This is a genomic window from Kribbella sp. NPDC051587, from assembly GCF_044453945.1.
GTDB lineage: Bacteria > Actinomycetota > Actinomycetes > Propionibacteriales > Kribbellaceae > Kribbella.
The window spans coordinates 1,131,749-1,147,520 of record NZ_JBITDE010000001.1 but is presented as its reverse complement, the minus strand read 5'-3'; the positions used below and the strand labels follow the sequence as shown (position 1 = coordinate 1,147,520).

Sequence of the window (15,772 nt, the reverse complement as noted above, 5' to 3'; positions counted from 1 at the left end):
TCCTTCCAAGCCTGGGGCCACTCTAGAGTCCAAACTCTGGACCTGGGGGAGGTTGTTCGTCACAGTCCGCGGACCTGCACCACCCACCAACCGGGTTCGGCGGCCTGGATCGCCGCCGCGCTGAGCGTGGCCGGGTGTGTCGCGCGGAGGTTGGACGGTGCTGGCGGTCCGCCGGAGAATAGGCTTCCCCCGGAGCCTCGACCTGGGAGTGTGTGCGGATGACCATCCTTGAACCGTTGGCGGGGACCGTACCGGCGGAGTGGGAGAAGTTCGACGACCGGTTCGGCGGGATCCGGGGTGACAACCACCTGGAGCGGCTGTGGACGGGTGGGCGGTGGGTCGAGGGCCCGGTCTACTCACCGGCCGGGCGGTATCTGCTCTGGAGCGACATCCCGAACGACCGCATCCTGCGCTGGGACGAGACGTCGTACCAGGTCTCCGCCTTCCGGACGCCGGCCGGGAACACGAACGGTCACACCCTCGACCAGGAGGGGCGCCTGGTCAGCTGTGAGCACGGCAACCGCCGGGTCACCCGGACCGAGCACAACGGCCGGATCAGCGTGCTGGCCGACTCCTATGAGGGCCACCGGTTCAACAGCCCGAACGACGTCGTGGTCAAGCGCGACGGCTCGGTCTGGTTCACGGACCCGTCGTACGGGATCCAGAGCGACTACGAGGGGTACGCCGGGGAGATCGAGACGGGTGGTTGTCATGTCTATCGAGTGTCTTCGGATGGTGCCCTGACCCGGGTTGCCGATGACTTCGACGGGCCGAACGGACTGGCCTTCTCGCCCGACGAGTCGCTGCTCTACATCACCGATACCGAGCGCGCGCATATGCGGGTGTTCCAGGTGGACGGCGACCGGATCAGCGGTGGTGAGGTCTTCGCCGAGTGCGGGAACGGCGCCTTCGACGGGATCCGGATCGACACCGCCGGCCGTGTCTGGGCCTCGGCGGCGGACGGCGTACACGTCTATCACCCGGACGGCACCCTGCTCGGCAAGCTGCACGTCCCCGAGACCGTCTCCAACCTGACCTTCGGCGGCGCCAAGCGCAACCGGCTCTTCATCACCGCCACCACGTCCATCTACTCCCTCTTCACCACGGTCAACGGCGCCACCCAGCCTTATGACCACTGAGTTCGGCCCAGTACTGCGGAAGTTCCGCAAGGCCGCTGGTCTGTCGCAGGAGCGATTGGCGGCTTCATCTGGTGTGAGCGTCGAAGCGATCAAGACCCTGGAGTCCGGCCGTCGCCGGCATCCGCGGTCGGGCACGCTCGAGCGCCTGGCCGACGGGCTGCGGCTGACCTCGCAGCAGCGATTGGAGCTCGTCACGGCCGGCGCCCGGACGAAGGCTCGGGTCACCATCCCGCGTGAGCTCCCGGACGACGTCTATGCCTTCGTCGGCCGCGAGGACCAGGTGGCTGAGCTCGAGAAGACCTTCACCGCGCAGGAGTCGCGACCAGGTGTCGTGGTGACCTCCGCCATCGGTGGGATGGGCGGTGTCGGCAAGACCGCTTTGGCTATCCACATGGCCCACCTGGTGGCCGATCGATACCCCGATGGCCAGCTGTACCTCAACCTCGGTGGCTTCGGACCGGGTCGGCCGATGACGGTGTCGGAGGCTCTCAGCCGGTTGATGGACAGCCTCGGCGTACAGGGTCCGGATGATCCAGGCGACGCTCACGAAGCCGCCTCTCGCTATCGGTCGGCGCTGTCCGGTCGTCGCGTCCTGGTGGTTCTCGACAACGCGGCCGATGCCGCCCAGGTGGCACCATTGTTGCCGGGGGCATCGACTTGCGCGGTGCTGATCACCAGCCGCCGGGCGATGACCGCGCTGCCCGGTGTCGTCCACGTGATGCTCGACGTCCTGCCGGATCAGGACGGCATCGAGATGCTGACCCAGATCTCCGGCGACGACCGGATCGCGCGCGATCCGGTCAACGCACTGGCGATCGTCCGGTTGTGCGGTGGCCTTCCGCTCGCCCTCCACCTGGCCGGCGCCCGGCTCGCGGACGAACCCACCTGGGCGGTCGCCGACCTGGTACGGCGATTGGAGACCAGCCGGAACCGGTTGGACGAGCTGGCGACCGCTGACCGCGACGTACGGGCGAGCATCGAGTTCTCCCTGGCCGCGGCGACCGAGCGCGACACCGACGCCGTTGCCGCGTTCAAGCTTCTCGGACTGCACGAGGGCGACGAACTCAACGTGCGCGTCGCCGCGGCGCTGCTCGACCTACCCGTCGACGACGTGAGCCGCCGGTTGGAGCGCCTGGTCGATCTGTACCTGATCGAGTCCGTCGGCCCGCATCGGTACCGCATGCACGACCTCGTCCGCAGCTACGTCAAGGAGACGACCGCCGCCCTGACCGACGCCCCGGCCCGTGAGGCCGCACAACTGCGAGTCCTCCAGCTGTGCCTCGCGATGGGCTGGCGCACCCGGATGGCCCGGTTCGCCGACGACCTCTCCCAGGCCTGGTACGACGACAGCTGGACGGCCGGCGCGGAGCAGTTCACCCTCGACGAGATCTTCGCGTGGTTCGACGAGGAGATCGACGAGACCATCGGCGCCGTACGACGTGCTACCGCGACCGCGTCTCGCGCGGTGCTGGCGCGCGTCGTACTGGGGCTGTTGCCGTACTGCTACGTCCGCCGGCGGCACTCCGACGGTGTGCTGCTGGGCACGCTGGCGCTCGGCGTACCGGAGTCACTCGCCGATCCGTTCGCCGCCGCCCTGTTGCCCTTCGAGGTCGCCCAGCAGTGCGCCTCAGCCGGTTTGCACCAACGAGCGGTCGACTACATGACCATGGCGCTGGCGGCGCCCAAGATCCGCTCGTACGACCGCGCCTACATCGAGGCCGAGGTCTTCCTCGGCCACTACCTCGTCGATCTCGGCCGCCTCGACGAAGCAATCGCCTCCGCCTCCCGCGGCGTCGCCGTCGCCCTCCGCAGCGGCGACGAGGTTGCCGAAGCCGAAGGCCGCCTCATCCTCGGCCTGGCCGCAGGCAAACAAGGCGACACCGCCACCCAGGACCGCGAGCTCGACCGCGCCGTCGAACTGATGCGACGCCTGGGCACGCCCCACGAGCGCTACTGGCTGCTCTGCCTCGCCGGCCTGTCCTATCGCGAAACCGGCCGGCTCGACGAAGCCTCGTCGTACCTCGAAGAAGCCCGGACCGCGGCACTGGAGGACGGCGACGAGTTCGCCGTCGCCGAAGCCCTCGAAGGCCTCGGCCGCGTCGAGCTGGCCCGCGACCACCTCGACCTCGCCGAACACCACCTCCGCGCCTCCCTCCAAGTAGTCCAAGGAACCTGGCAAGCCGAGGCCCGCGTCCGCGAACGCCTCGGCCACGTCCTCCTCGCCGCCGCCCGCCCCACCGAAGCCACCACCCAATGGCAATCCGCCCTAGACCTCCTAACCCGCCACGGCTCCCCCCAAGCCAGTAAGCTCCACGACCTCCTGAGCACCAATGCCTGACTTCGGCCCGGTCCTCCGAAAGCTCCGCCAGGAAACCGGCTGGTCACAGCAGCGCCTGGCCGACGAATCCGGCGTAAGTCTCCAAGCCGTCAACGCCTTGGAGACTGGTCGCCGCCGTTATCCATGGCGACAGACGGTCGATCTGCTGGCCAATGCCTTGGAGTTGCACGCTGATCAGCGCGCCGAGTTGAGCGCCGCAGCTGCGCGGCCCAAGGCGATCACCGGCGCTCACGGATTCCCAGCAGATGTGACCGACTTTGTGGGTCGCGCGGAGCAGATCGCCACGGTGTCGGATCTGCTGACCGGTGATCGGCACGCCCCGGGCGTAGTGGTCATCTCGGCGATTGCCGGCATGGGCGGCGTGGGGAAGACCGCCTTGACTGTCCGCGTCGCGCGCGAGCTGACAGACCGATTCGCCGACGGCGTCTTGTACCTGAACCTGCGCGGTTTCGGTGCCGGTGAACCGATGACGCCGGCGGAGGCGTTGAATGCCCTGCTTCAGCAACTCGGGTTCGCCCTCCACCGCGCACCCGGATCCACCGAGGAGGCCGCAGGCCTGTTCCGATCGGCGTGCGCCGCTCGGAGGCTGCTCGTCGTACTGGACAACGTGGCCACCGTCGAGCAGGTCTTGCCCCTGCTTCCCGGTACGTCAACGTGTGCCGTCATCGTCACCAGCCGCCGCGCCTTGGTTGGTCTGCCGGGCGCGGGGTCGCTTGATCTCGATGTCTTGCCGGACGGCGAGGCGCTGGCGCTCCTGACCACGGTAGCCGGAGCACGACGAGTCGAAACCGACCTGCAGGCAGCGCGCGAGGTCGTGGCCCGCTGCGGGTCGTTGCCGCTGGCAATCAGAATCGCGGGCAGCCGCCTGGCCGCCGAGCCGTCCTGGACGGTCGCCGACCTGGCCCGCCGGTTGGCCGATGACGGCGCCCGCCTGGACCTGCTCGGAGATGGTGTCCGGGCATCGATCGCGCTGTCACTGGCCGGTACGTCGGCCGCCGACGTGGCGGCCGCGGAGATCTTCGGGCTGCTGGGTCTGTACGAAGGCAACGAACTCGACTTGAAGGTCGCTGCTCGCCTGGTCGATCGCCCGGAGTCGGAGATCGAACCGCTGCTCGAGCACCTCGTCGACCTGCATCTCCTGGAGTCGACCAGCCCACGCCGCTACCAGTTCCACGACCTGGTCCGCGCTTATGCACGCGAGCTCGCATCGACACGGACCGATGCCACTGACCGAGCTGCTGCCCGAAAGCGCGTCATGGAGCTCTACATCACGATGGCTTGGGGGGCGTGGCCTGACATCGGTGGGAATGGCCAGGCCTGGCTTGGCGAACGGCGGCTCGCCGAGGCCGACGAGATCGTGCCTGACGAGGCGCTGGCTTGGCTGGATGGCGAGGCTATCGAGATTCTTGCCGTGGCGATCCGGAGGTCGGTCGACGCCGCGACGATTCTGTTGCTGGCGGTGGGCATGTCCGTGTTCTGGGCCGACCGCCGGCGCAACGCAGAAGCGGTCAAAATGCTGGAACTCGCGGTGGCGGTACTGGAGAGTGAGCCAGGACCGCACCACCCGTTCGGAATCGGACAGATCAGATACCGGCTGGCACACCACTACGCCATCACGTCGAACGTCGAGTTGGCGGCTGCGCACATGCGTGCCGGGGTCGAGGTCGCCAGGGGCCACGACTATCACCCATTGCTGGAGTACTGCGAGCTGGACCTCGCGCGGTTCCTCGAGCGACTGGATCAGCTGGACGAGGCCTTGATCCACGCACGGGCCGGATTGGAGCTCGCCTTGGCCACTGGGGACGGGACCGTTGAGGGCTGGGCGCGCTTCACGGTGGCCGTCATGGACGGACGGCTCGGCCGGGCAGATGAGCAGGACCGTGGGTTCGCTCGAGCGGTCGAGCTCGTGCGGAGCAACGACGCGTCCTCCCTCAGCTGGTTGATCCGCAGCATTGGGGACGTCTACAGCCGCTGCGGACGCAATGAGAGTGCCCGCAGCTGGCTTTGCACCGAGCTTGCCGAAGTACGCGCCAGCGGGGAGAAATTCGCCCTCGCTGATCACCTCCAGATCCTGGGCGCTGTTGAGGTCGAGTTGGCGGCGTACGACGACGCGCGGGAAACCCTGGAGAATGCCCTTGCCTTGATTGTCGATAGCCAGGGCGAGCTCGAAGCGGCCATCCGGCATGCCCTGGGTTCGGCGCTGGTTGGACTCGGCGAGACCGAGCCCGCTCGGGAGCAGTGGTTGCTGGCGTTGGAGCTGTACCAGCGCTACGGCCTGCCGCAGACAGCCGAAGTCAGGGAGTTGCTGAATGGTTGAGTTCGGTCCGGTACTGCGGAGGTTCCGTAAGGCGGCTGGGTTGTCGCAGGAGCAGTTGGCGGAGGCCTCGGGGGTCAGTGTTGAGGCCATCAAGACGTTGGAGGCGGGGCGTCGGCGGTCGCCGCGGGCGAAGACTGTCGAGTTGCTGAGCGACGGGCTGCGGCTCGACGCGGACGCGCGGGCTGAGCTGCAGGCTGCGGCTGCGCGGCCGTCGAGGGGGCGGCTACCGAACGATGTGGCGGACTTCGTCGGTCGGGTCGAGCAGATCGCTGCGGTGTCCGAGCTGCTGACTGGTGGTGGACAGGCGCCTGGGGTGGTGGTGATTTCGGCGATCGCGGGAATGGGCGGTGTGGGGAAGACCGCACTGGCCGTGCACGTCGCGCGGGGGCTGACGGTTCGGTTCGCTGACGGTGTGCTTTACGTGAACCTTCGCGGCTTCGGCATCGGTGAACCGATGACGCCGCTGGAGGCGCTGAACACGCTTCTCCAGCAACTGGGCTTCGCCCTGCAACGACCACCCGAGTCCACCGAGGAGGCCGCGGGCCTGTTCCGGACGGCGTGTGCCACCCGCCAGCTGCTCGTCGTACTGGACGACGCGGCCGGCGTCGACCAGGTTCTTCCGCTGCTTCCCGGTACGTCGACCTGCGCCGTCATCGTCACCAGCCGACGCGCCCTGGTCGGTCTGCCGGGTGCGCGATCGCTCGAGCTCGCGGTCCTGCCGGACGACGAGGCACTGGCGCTGCTGATCGCAGCAGCCGGACCGGGGCGGATCGAAACCGACTCGCAGGCAGCCCGCGAAGTCGTGGCCCGCTGCGGGTCGTTGCCACTGGCAATCAGAATCGCCGGCAGCCGCCTAGCCGCCGAGCCGTCCTGGACGATTACCGACCTGGCCCGCCGCCTGGCCGACGAGAGTGCCCGTCTCGACCTGTTCGGGGACGGCGTCCGGGCGTCGATCGCGCTGTCACTGGCCGGTACGTCGGCCATCGACGTGGCGGCCGCGGAGATCTTCGGGCTGCTGGGTCTGTACGAAGGCAATGAACTCGACTTGAAGGTCGCTGCTCGTCTGGTCGATCGCCCGGAGTCGGAGATCGAACCGCTGCTGGAACACCTCGTCGACCTGCATCTCCTGGAGTCGACCAGCCCACGCCGCTACCAGTTCCACGACCTGGTGCGCACGTACGCCCGGGAGCTCGCACCCGATGATGGTGCGGCGGCGGCCCGCGAGCGGGTGCTGGCGCTCTACGTAGCGATGGCCTGGCAGGCGCGGGCGAAGCTCGGCGTCTCACAGGCCTTCTGGTACGACGAGCAGTGGGTCGCCGGTGTCGAGCATCTGGAGTACGACGAAGTCATGGCGTGGCTGGATACCGAGGCGACCGAGATCCTCGCCGCGGCCCGCCGACCGACGACCGGCCGTGGAACCCTCGTCGTCCTCGCGGGCGGCATGATGCGCTACTGGATCATCCGCCGCCGGCACGCCGAGGGCGCAGAACTCGGCGAACTTGCCCTGGCCGCACTCCGCGACGATCCGACCTGTGCCTCGGTCTTCGCGCTGAGCCGGATCAGTTATCACGTGGCAGCGCACTACTCGGCCAGGTCGGACTCCGAGACCGCGGTAGCTCACCTGCGGGTCGCCATCGCAGCGGCACCGCTGGATACCGATCCGTTGAACCACGTCGTGTGCACGATCACTCTCGCGCAGGATCTGGAGCGACTCGACCAACTGGACGAGGCAGCGGAGCTGGCCCGATCCGGGTTGGAGGGTGCGCTCCGGCTCGGCAACGAGATCATCGAGAGCGATGCACGCTTCAGCATCGGCTCCCTGGCCGGCCGCCTCGGCCGCTTCGCCGAGCAGGACGAGGCCTTCGACCTCGCGGCCGCTGCCCTGCGTCGAAGCCGCCCAGAGATCCTCCACCTACTCCTCCCCGACATCGGCGCCAGCTACCTACGCTCAGGCCGCCCCGAATCCGCCCGAACCTGGCTCCGCGATCACCTGGCCGAAATCAGGCTCTCCGGTGACAAGTCCGCCATCGCCGAACACCTCCGCTGGCTCGGCGTCGCCGAAACAGCACTCGCCGCACACCACGAGGCCCGCACTGCCCTCACCGAAGCACTCGACGTCATCCAAGGCAGCAACGACGAGATGGAAGCCCAGATCCGCCACGCCCTCGGTACGGCGCTGAGCGAGCTCGGCGAGGACGAGCTCGCTCGCGAGCAGTGGCTGGTCGCGTTGGACCTGTACCGCCGCGGCGGATCGCCCCAGGCAGCCGAAGTGCAGGGATTGCTGGATGGCTGAGTTCGGTCCGGTACTCCGAAAGTTCCGCACAGCGGCTGGATTGTCGCAGGAGCAGCTCGCCGCAGCGTCCGGGGTCAGTGTCGGTGCAATCAACACGCTGGAGAACGGCCGTCGCCGCTATCCGTGGGTGCAGACCGTCGACCTGCTCAGCAAGGGCCTGAGGCTCACCGCGGACGAGCGAGCCGAGTTGAAGGCCGCCGCCGCACGGCCCTCGACCGGTCGCCTGCCGACGGATGTGGCGGACTTCGTCGGTCGTACCGAGCAGATCGCCGCTGTTTCCGACCTGCTGACTGGTGGTGGGCAGGTGCCTGGCGTGGTCGTGATCTCGGCCATTGCCGGCATGGGCGGTGTAGGCAAGACCGCACTGGCGGTGCGCGTCGCGCGTCAGTTGGCGGGTCGGTTCGCTGACGGTGTGCTGTACGTGAATCTGCGTGGTTTCGGGACTGGCGATCCGTCGACACCACTGGAAGCTCTCAATACGCTGCTTCAGCAACTCGGCTTCGCTCTCCAACGCCCTCCGGAGTCCGCGGAAGAGGCCGCCGGCATCTTCCGAACCGCCTGCGCGACGCGGAAGCTGCTCGTCGTACTCGACAACGCAGCAACCGTCGAACAGGTGATGCCGCTGCTTCCCGGTACGGCGAATTGCGCGGTGATCGTCACGAGTCGGCGTGCTCTGGTCGGTCTGCCGGGTGCGAGGCCGGTGGCGCTCGGTGTCCTGTCGGAGGACGAGGCGTTGGCCTTGCTCACCTCGGCTGCTGGCCGGGAGCGAGTCGAGGGCGATCCACAGGCGGCGCTGGAAGTTGTGGCGCTGTGCGGGTCGTTGCCGTTGGCGCTCAGGATTGCGGGTTCGCGGCTCGCGGCTGAATCTTCGTGGACGGTGGCTGACCTGGCCCGACGGCTGGCGGACGAGTCAGCTCGCCTGGACCTGCTCGGCGACTCAGAGTCCGGCGTACGGGCTTCTGTCGCGTTGTCGCTGAAGGGCACCTCGGTGGGCGACGTGGCGGCGTACGAGATCTTTGGGCTGCTTGGACTTTTTGAGGGTGACGTACTGGATCTGAAGGTTGCCGCCCGCCTAGTCGATCGCCCCGAGGCGGAGGTCGAACCACTCCTCGAACACCTTGTCGACCTGCACCTCCTGGAGTCACTCAGCCCCCGCCGCTACCAGTTCCACGACCTGGTCCGCGCCTACGCCCAAGAGCTCGCCCCCGAAGAGGACCGCACGGCGGCCCGCGAACGGGTGCTCGCGCTCTACATCGCCATGGCCTGGCAAGCACGAGTCAAGGAAGGCGCGCGGCGCACGTGGTTCGACGACCGATGGGTCGCCGGCGTCGAGCACCTCGAGTTCGACGAGGTCATGAGCTGGCTTGACGTGGAAGCAGACCAGATCCTCGCCGCGGCCGCCCGGCCAACGACCGACCGCGGAACCCTGGTCGTTCTGGCCGGCGGCATGATGCGGTTCTGGCACGCCCGTCGCCGGCACACGGAAGGCACCCAGCTCGGCGAACTCGCCCTGGCCGCGCTCAGCGAAGACCCCAAGTGCGCCTCTGAACTCGGCCTGAGCCGAATTGCTTTCCACGTGGCCCTGCACTATTCGGCCAGATCGGACGTCGAGACCGCAGTTGAACTCATGCGCGGCGCGATCGCGGCGGCCCCGGTGGAGACCGATCCGTACCACCATTTCGTGTGCACGATCACGCTCGCTCAGGACCTGGAACAACTCGGCCAACTGGACGAAGCCGTGGAGCTCGTCAGAGCTGGAATGGCCGGTGCGATGAGCATCGCCAACGAGTTCCTCGAGACAGACGCCCACCTCGCGATGGGCAGTCTGGCCGGCCGCCTCGGCCGCTTCGCGGAGCAAGACCACGAATTCGGCCTGGCCACAGCCATCCTCGGCCGCGACCATCCACAAATGCTCCATCTCCTCCACCCCCAAGTCGGCGCCAGCTACCTGCGCTCCGGCCGTCCCGAGGCCGCCCGCACCTGGCTCCGCGATCACCTCCCGGAGATCAGGCGTATCGGCGATAAGTCCGCCATTGCCGAGCACCTCCGTCACCTAGCGGCCGCCGAGACTGCACTCTCGGGGTACGACGCGGCGCGCGTCGCCCTCACCGAAGCACTCGACCTGCTCCAAGGCAGCAACGACGAGATGGAAGCCAAGATCCGCCACGCTCTCGGCACAGCATTGAGCGCGCTCGGCGAGACCGAGCCCGCGCGTGCGCAATGGCGGCACGCCCTGGACCTGTACGAGCGCTATGGCCTGCCGCAGGCCGACGAGGTGCGAGGACTCCTGGATGGCTGAGATCGGGCCGGTACTACGGAGCTTCCGCAAAGCGGCCGGGCTGTCGCAGGAGCGGCTGGCGGAGGTCTCCGGAGTCAGCACCCAAGCCATCAAGGCACTGGAGACCGGCCGTCGGCGGTATCCGTGGCGCCAGACTGTAGACCTGCTGGCCAAGGGTCTCGCCCTGAACGACGATGAACACGCCGAACTGAAGGCCGCCGCAGCGCGCCCCAAACCGGGTCCCGACCGCTTGCCGGCAGACGCGCCCGGCTTCGTTGGGCGTGCCGAGGAGATCTCCGCTGTTACGGCGTTGCTGACTCGAGATGGACAGGGACCTGGGGTTGTGGTGATCTCGGCGATCGCGGGCATGGGCGGGGCTGGGAAGACCGCACTCGCTGTGCACGTCGCGCGTGGGCTTTCGGGTTGGTTCGCCGACGGGCTGCTGTACGTCAACCTGCGCGGCTTCGGCGGGGGCGAGCCAATGATTCCGCTGGAGGCACTCAACACCCTTCTGCAACAGCTCGGCTTCGCTCTGAAGCGTCCACCCGAGTCTGTCGAGGAGGCCGTCGGTCTGTTCCGTACGGCATGCGCCAGTCGCAGGCTCCTCGTCGTACTGGACAACGCGGCGACCGTCGACCAGGTCCTGCCGTTGCTGCCCGGTGCGTCGACGTGCGCGGTGATCGTGACCAGTCGCCGAGCGCTGGTTGGACTGCCGGGCGCACGGTCGCTGGAGCTGTCCGTACTGCCACAAGACGACGTTCTGATGTTGCTGATCTCCGCGGCCGGGCACGAGCGGATCGAAGCCGACCTCGCGGCAGCACGCGAGGTCGTCTCCTTGTGCGGAGCATTACCGCTGGCGCTGGGCATCGCCGGCACGCGCCTGGCGGCCGAACCCGATTGGACAGTGACCGACCTCGCCAGCCGCTTGGCCGACGAGGCGGCTCGGTTGGATGTGCTCGACGAAGCGGAGTACGGCGTACGGGCGTCGATCGCATTGTCGCTCAACGGCACGTCGGCAGCTGATGTGGCGGCGACCGAGATTTTCGGCTTGCTCGGTCTCCACGAAGGCAACGAGCTGGACTTGAAGGTCGCTGCCCGGTTGGTGGATCGTCCGGAGGCTGAGATCGAGCCGCTGCTGGAACACCTGGTCGACCTTCATCTGCTGGAGGCTGTCAGTCCGCGGCGCTACCAGTTCCACGACCTGGTGCGCTCGTACGCGCGGGAGCTCGCAATGGCTCGGGCCAGTAAACTCGAAAGGGCGGCTGCTCAGGATCGTGTTGTGGCGCTGTACATCGCGATGGCGTGGGCGAGTCGGATACGTATTGCATCGGTATCGCGAGAGTGGCTCGACGAGGGATGGCTAGCTGAGGCCGAAGAGGTAGGGCGCGAGGAGGCCATGGCCTGGCTGGATGCCGAGGCGGAAGAGGTACTGGCGGCGGCCGGCCGCATGATGAAGGCGAAACGGCTTCACACCGTCAAGATCGTCGGACTTGCGGTGGGTATGACGTCGTTTTGGGCCGATCGCAGGCGCGCGACCGAAGCCGTACGACTGGGCGAGCTGGCGGTCACAGCACTGCGGAACGATCCAGCCGGTTTCCACCCACATGCGGTGGCCCAGCTCAGGCTCTACCTTGCCCAGTTCTACGAGGGGATGTCGGACTTCGAGCGGGCAGCCTCCCATATGCGCGCTGCAGTGGAGGTGTCGAGGGTACACGGGTACGAACATTTGTGGCTGCACAGCTTGATCGACCTGGCCCGATTCCTGGAACGACTGGGATTCTTGGAGGAAGCCAGCGCCACTGCGAAGTCCGGCCTGGAGCTTGCCGTCGCCGCTGCCGACAAGTCGGCCGAGGGATATGCGCGGTTCACCCTCGGAGTCCTTGCCGGCCGTCTGGGCCGTTCTACCGAGCAGGATCTCGAGTTCAGGCAGGCCGCGGCGCTTCTTCGTGCGAACGACCCAGGCGCGCTCAAGTGGATGACCCGCGACATCGCCGATGCCTACTGCCGCTGTGACCGGCCGAAGAGCGCCCGGGACTCGATACTGGCCGAGCTCGCCGGAGTACGAGCCTCCGCCAGTCGCTTCGCGGTTGCCGACCATTTGCACGTCCTGGGCGCGGCTGAGGTGGAGCTGGGGTCGTACGAGGCGGCGGCGAGCAGTCTGCGCGAGGCCCTGACGATGGTTGGCCGCGACAGCGGCGACCTCGAGGCTCGCATCAGGCACTCTCTCGGTACGGCGCTGAGCGGACTCGGGGAGGCCGAGTCCGCTCAGGAGCAGTGGCGGCTGGCGTTGGAGTTGTGCCGGCGCTATGGGCTGCCGGAGATTTCAGAGCTTCTTGAGTTGGTCGATGATGGTGAAGACGGCGAGGAAGCCGAAGGCCAGGAAGGAGAAGGCCAGTACGGCGGTGCGGACCGGGGTGATGCGGATGGCTCGGGGGAGGGCTCGGGAGTTCATCCACCAGAGGAGGCCGGAGTAGACGAACATCATGGTGCCGGCGGTGCAGGCGGAGATGACGAGTAGGACCAGGGGCTGGGTGAGGCCGGCCAGCAGGACGATGATGCCGAAGGCAACGAGTCCCCAGACGAGGCCGAAGTACAGTTTGGATTCGGTGACGGTCGAGGTCCGCAGGTAGCGGGCTTTGATCATGTCGGCGGTCAGGCGCGAGGTGTAGTCGACGATGCCGGCCGCGGCGGCGAACAGGGAGAAGGCGCCGATCGCCCAGAACAGGTAGCCGAACCAGCCGCCGACCAGGGTCTGCAGGGTGGTGCCCTCGATCTTGAGGAAGCTGATGTTGTTCTTGACGTTGCTGTCGCCGAACAGGGTGGCGTGCGCGAGCATCGAGGTGAACGCGATGGTCAGCACGGTGATCGCGACGAAGGTCGCGGCCTGCTCGATGTTGGCGAACTTCCACCAGCGCTTCCAGCGGGCCAGGTTGGCGTCGTTCGGGGTGAAGACGTAGCCGTTGGCCGTCGGGTCGGCCTCGGTCTCGCCGGTCACCGGTGAGGTCAGGCGGGGGACGTGCAGACCCTGGCCGAAGCCCTTGTCGCGGATCCAGTTGCTCTGCACGAGATTCTGGCCGCCACCGGCTCCGGCGTACGCGATCGCACCCATCATCAACGCGAACCCGAGCTGCTCGACGGGGAACTGCGGATGCGTGACCGCGTGGCCGAGGGCGTCGTACGTCTTGGCCCGGATCGCGAAGATCAGCGCCAGTACGACGAGGAGTCCGACCGCGAGGATCTTGACCAGGATGAGCCGCTCGAGCATCACGTAGACGACCGGCGCGAAGGTCAGGATGAGGCCGATCGCGAGCAGGATGCCGATCGCGATCCAGCGTGGATCGCCGCCGCCGAACAGATAGGTCAGCATCGACGCCGAGCTGGTCGCCCAGCCGGGCCACATGTTCGCGAAGTAGGTCATGATCGCGAAGAACAGCCCCCAGTGCTTGCCGAAACGGTTGAAGCCGGTCAGCGCTGTCTCACCAGTGGCCAGCGTGTACCGCTCGATCTCCATGTTCAGGAACCACTGGATCACCACCCCGACCAGCGCGCCCCAGAGGAACACCAGCCCGACCTGGCTGGAGATGTACGGCCACAGGATGAACTCACCCGAGGCCAGTCCCACCCCCGCGCCGACCATGCCGGGTCCGACGACTTTCCAGGTCTGACTCGGTGGCTCGGGCAGGTCGCGGACCTGCGGGGCGGGCAGATTCTTCGTCGGCAGCGCGAACGTGCCGTGGTCCGTCGCCGTGCTGTCAGCCATTCCGGGCTCCTCACATCGTCGACTCTTTCCGGGAGGTTAGCGGTTGCGGAGTGCCCTGAACCACTTCTCAGGCCCAGGCAACCGTTCTTGTGGTCTGGACTGTTTTGAGTCTTACGTGAGCGGATTCATTCACTGATCGGCCGGCAATCGCCCCCATGCCCGGCCGACCGAGGTTGTGAGGGGCGGAAGACGACACCGTGGTTCAGACAACAGACACACCGGCGGCCGGGATGCCGGCCCGGCTCGATGCGGCGGTTACTGATCGGGCCGGTCAACTTCGCCGGGCAGGGCACTCGGTGGGCCCGTGTGCTGGAGGAACAGGTGCCCACCACGAAGGTGACCGCGTTCGCCTTCGCCAACGGAGTTCTCGACTATCCGGTCGACTACCGCGTCTCGGCGAGCACCTACCGCCGGCACCGTCGGTGGCAGCTGGAGTTCTATCACCATGTCGTGCAGAACTACACCCATGTCCTGATCGAGGCGAACCGGCCGATCTTCGGCGTGCTGCACCACTTCTCGTGGGCTGCTCAGGCTGAGGTGGTCCGTTCTGTCTATGCCGAGGTTCTGGGCGGTCTCCCTGAGGCTGCCTACGGTCCGGATGCCACGAAGATCCGCGAGCTCCTTCCCGATCCGCCCGAACTGCAGCCCACGAACTGGACGGCGTACCGGCGGAAGCACACCAAGTAGGCTCGGCGGCGTGACCAACGAGGAGCGGTTCGAAGTCCAGCGTGAGATCGCCGCCACGCCCGCCGAGATCTTCGCCGTACTGCGGGATCCGCGCGGCCACGTCGCCATCGACAGCTCCGGCATGCTGCAGTCCGCCGACGGGCAGCCGGTCGGCGCCGTCGGCGACGAGTTCGTCGTCCACATGGATCGGGAGTCGCTGAACGATCTGCCGATGGGCAAGTACGACGTCACGGTGATCATCACCCGGTACGCCGAGGACGCCGAGCTCGAATGGACCATCTCCGGCACGATCCAGCCGCCGATCAAGCACCTCTACGGCTACCGCCTCGAGCCGAGCGACATCGGTACCCTGGTGACGTCGTACTACGACTGGAGCCAGATCGAGGAGCGCTACCGCGGCCGCGTCAACTTCCCGATCATCCCCGAAGCCGGCCTCCGCGCCACGCTAGGAATTCTGGCCCGCACGGTCGAGAAGCATCTCTAACGCCTTGGCGATCCGCCGCGCGCGGGTCTCCGGCTTGTTCGCGTCAAGGACCGCCTGCACGTGTTCCCGGCGATGGCTGTAACTGAGCTTGTCGAAGCTGTTGCGCAGGTCGGCAGCGGCTAAGGCTTCTGCGAAGTCATCCGGTACGTCGACCGTCCGCTCAGCCGTGTCCCGCTCAACGGTCACGGCGACGGTGTCGCCTCCGCCCTTGCCCAGCTCGGCCCGGATTCCCTTCAGTACGCCGAGCGCCATGCACCCGCCCATGGACGCGATCGACCCGCGGTACTCAACCCCGTCAAAGGTCGCCAGCACCGGAATCCGGCCGCCCCCACCCAAGCCGGCGATCACTTCACCCGGAACCTCAACCCAAGCCCCGCCCCCGTCCTCCACCACGATCACACCGTCAAACGTCTCCATCCCCCGAGGCTAGCCGTACCGAAGGACAGGTCGTAGTCCACAATTCCGGGCCGCGCCGC

The 15,772-nt window shown here is 67.4% G+C and carries 9 protein-coding genes and 1 pseudogene; 8 read left to right on the top strand and 2 right to left on the bottom strand.

Translation table 11 applies throughout. The annotated features are described in order from the left end of the window. Window positions 1-218: 218 nt before the first annotated feature. The 6 genes and pseudogenes from ACIA49_RS05485 to ACIA49_RS05460 all read left to right on the top strand — a co-directional run. Entirely contained in the window at window positions 219-1,139 is a 921-nt protein-coding gene (locus ACIA49_RS05485; RefSeq protein WP_396375889.1) for an SMP-30/gluconolactonase/LRE family protein, read from the top strand. Further along, window positions 1,129-3,477 (top strand): helix-turn-helix domain-containing protein, encoded by a 2,349-nt coding sequence (locus ACIA49_RS05480; RefSeq protein WP_396375888.1) that lies wholly within the window; start codon window positions 1,129-1,131, stop codon window positions 3,475-3,477. The genes ACIA49_RS05485 and ACIA49_RS05480 overlap by 11 nt, the downstream gene beginning before the upstream one ends. Then, a complete protein-coding gene (locus tag ACIA49_RS05475) occupies window positions 3,470-5,794 on the top strand; it encodes an ATP-binding protein (RefSeq protein ID WP_396375887.1) in 2,325 nt (774 codons plus the stop codon). Before ACIA49_RS05480 ends, ACIA49_RS05475 begins: the two co-directional genes overlap by 8 nt. Beyond that, the gene (locus ACIA49_RS05470) at window positions 5,787-8,087 is read left to right on the top strand and encodes an ATP-binding protein (protein ID WP_396375886.1); all 2,301 of its coding nucleotides are present in this window, start codon (window positions 5,787-5,789) and stop codon (window positions 8,085-8,087) included. Before ACIA49_RS05475 ends, ACIA49_RS05470 begins: the two co-directional genes overlap by 8 nt. Beyond that, entirely contained in the window at window positions 8,080-10,386 is a 2,307-nt protein-coding gene (locus ACIA49_RS05465) for an ATP-binding protein (RefSeq protein ID WP_396375885.1), read from the top strand. Before ACIA49_RS05470 ends, ACIA49_RS05465 begins: the two co-directional genes overlap by 8 nt. After that, window positions 10,340-11,245, top strand: a pseudogene (locus ACIA49_RS05460) (helix-turn-helix domain-containing protein); the annotation flags it as partial. The gene ACIA49_RS05465 and the pseudogene ACIA49_RS05460, both read left to right, overlap by 47 nt. A 1,443-nt stretch (window positions 11,246-12,688) precedes the next feature. Here the strand turns inward: ACIA49_RS05460 and ACIA49_RS05455 are convergent. After that, the gene (locus tag ACIA49_RS05455; protein WP_396375884.1) at window positions 12,689-14,125 is read right to left on the bottom strand and encodes an Nramp family divalent metal transporter; all 1,437 of its coding nucleotides are present in this window, start codon (window positions 14,123-14,125) and stop codon (window positions 12,689-12,691) included. Window positions 14,126-14,371: 246 nt separating this feature from the next. On the opposite strand from ACIA49_RS05455, the gene ACIA49_RS05450 reads away from it, so the two are divergent. Both ACIA49_RS05450 and ACIA49_RS05445 read left to right on the top strand, forming a co-directional pair. After that, window positions 14,372-14,812: a hypothetical protein gene (locus ACIA49_RS05450; protein WP_396375883.1), complete on the top strand. Its 441-nt coding sequence runs from the start codon at window positions 14,372-14,374 to the stop codon at window positions 14,810-14,812. Window positions 14,813-14,822: 10 nt separating this feature from the next. Then, window positions 14,823-15,296 carry an SRPBCC family protein gene (locus ACIA49_RS05445; protein WP_396375882.1) on the top strand — a complete coding sequence of 158 codons (474 nt, stop codon included), beginning with the start codon at window positions 14,823-14,825 and terminating at the stop codon, window positions 15,294-15,296. Here ACIA49_RS05445 and ACIA49_RS05440 read toward each other — a convergent pair. Further along, window positions 15,258-15,713, bottom strand: a complete 456-nt coding sequence (locus tag ACIA49_RS05440) for a YdeI/OmpD-associated family protein (RefSeq protein WP_396375881.1) — start codon at window positions 15,711-15,713, stop codon at window positions 15,258-15,260. The genes ACIA49_RS05445 and ACIA49_RS05440 overlap by 39 nt on opposite strands. Window positions 15,714-15,772 lie beyond the last annotated feature (59 nt).

What these genes read in the sequence shown, in the direction of transcription:
- ACIA49_RS05485 (WP_396375889.1), top strand. Translation starts at nt 219, where the DNA reads ATGACCATCCTTGAACCGTTGGCGGGGACCGTACCGGCGGAGTGGGAG.
- ACIA49_RS05450 (WP_396375883.1), top strand. Translation starts at nt 14,372, where the DNA reads ATGCGGCGGTTACTGATCGGGCCGGTCAACTTCGCCGGGCAGGGCACT.
- ACIA49_RS05465 (WP_396375885.1), top strand. Translation starts at nt 8,080, where the DNA reads ATGGCTGAGTTCGGTCCGGTACTCCGAAAGTTCCGCACAGCGGCTGGA.
- ACIA49_RS05475 (WP_396375887.1), top strand. Translation starts at nt 3,470, where the DNA reads ATGCCTGACTTCGGCCCGGTCCTCCGAAAGCTCCGCCAGGAAACCGGC.
- ACIA49_RS05470 (WP_396375886.1), top strand. Translation starts at nt 5,787, where the DNA reads ATGGTTGAGTTCGGTCCGGTACTGCGGAGGTTCCGTAAGGCGGCTGGG.
- ACIA49_RS05455 (WP_396375884.1), bottom strand. Translation starts at nt 14,125, where the DNA reads ATGGCTGACAGCACGGCGACGGACCACGGCACGTTCGCGCTGCCGACG.
- ACIA49_RS05440 (WP_396375881.1), bottom strand. Translation starts at nt 15,713, where the DNA reads ATGGAGACGTTTGACGGTGTGATCGTGGTGGAGGACGGGGGCGGGGCT.
- ACIA49_RS05480 (WP_396375888.1), top strand. Translation starts at nt 1,129, where the DNA reads ATGACCACTGAGTTCGGCCCAGTACTGCGGAAGTTCCGCAAGGCCGCT.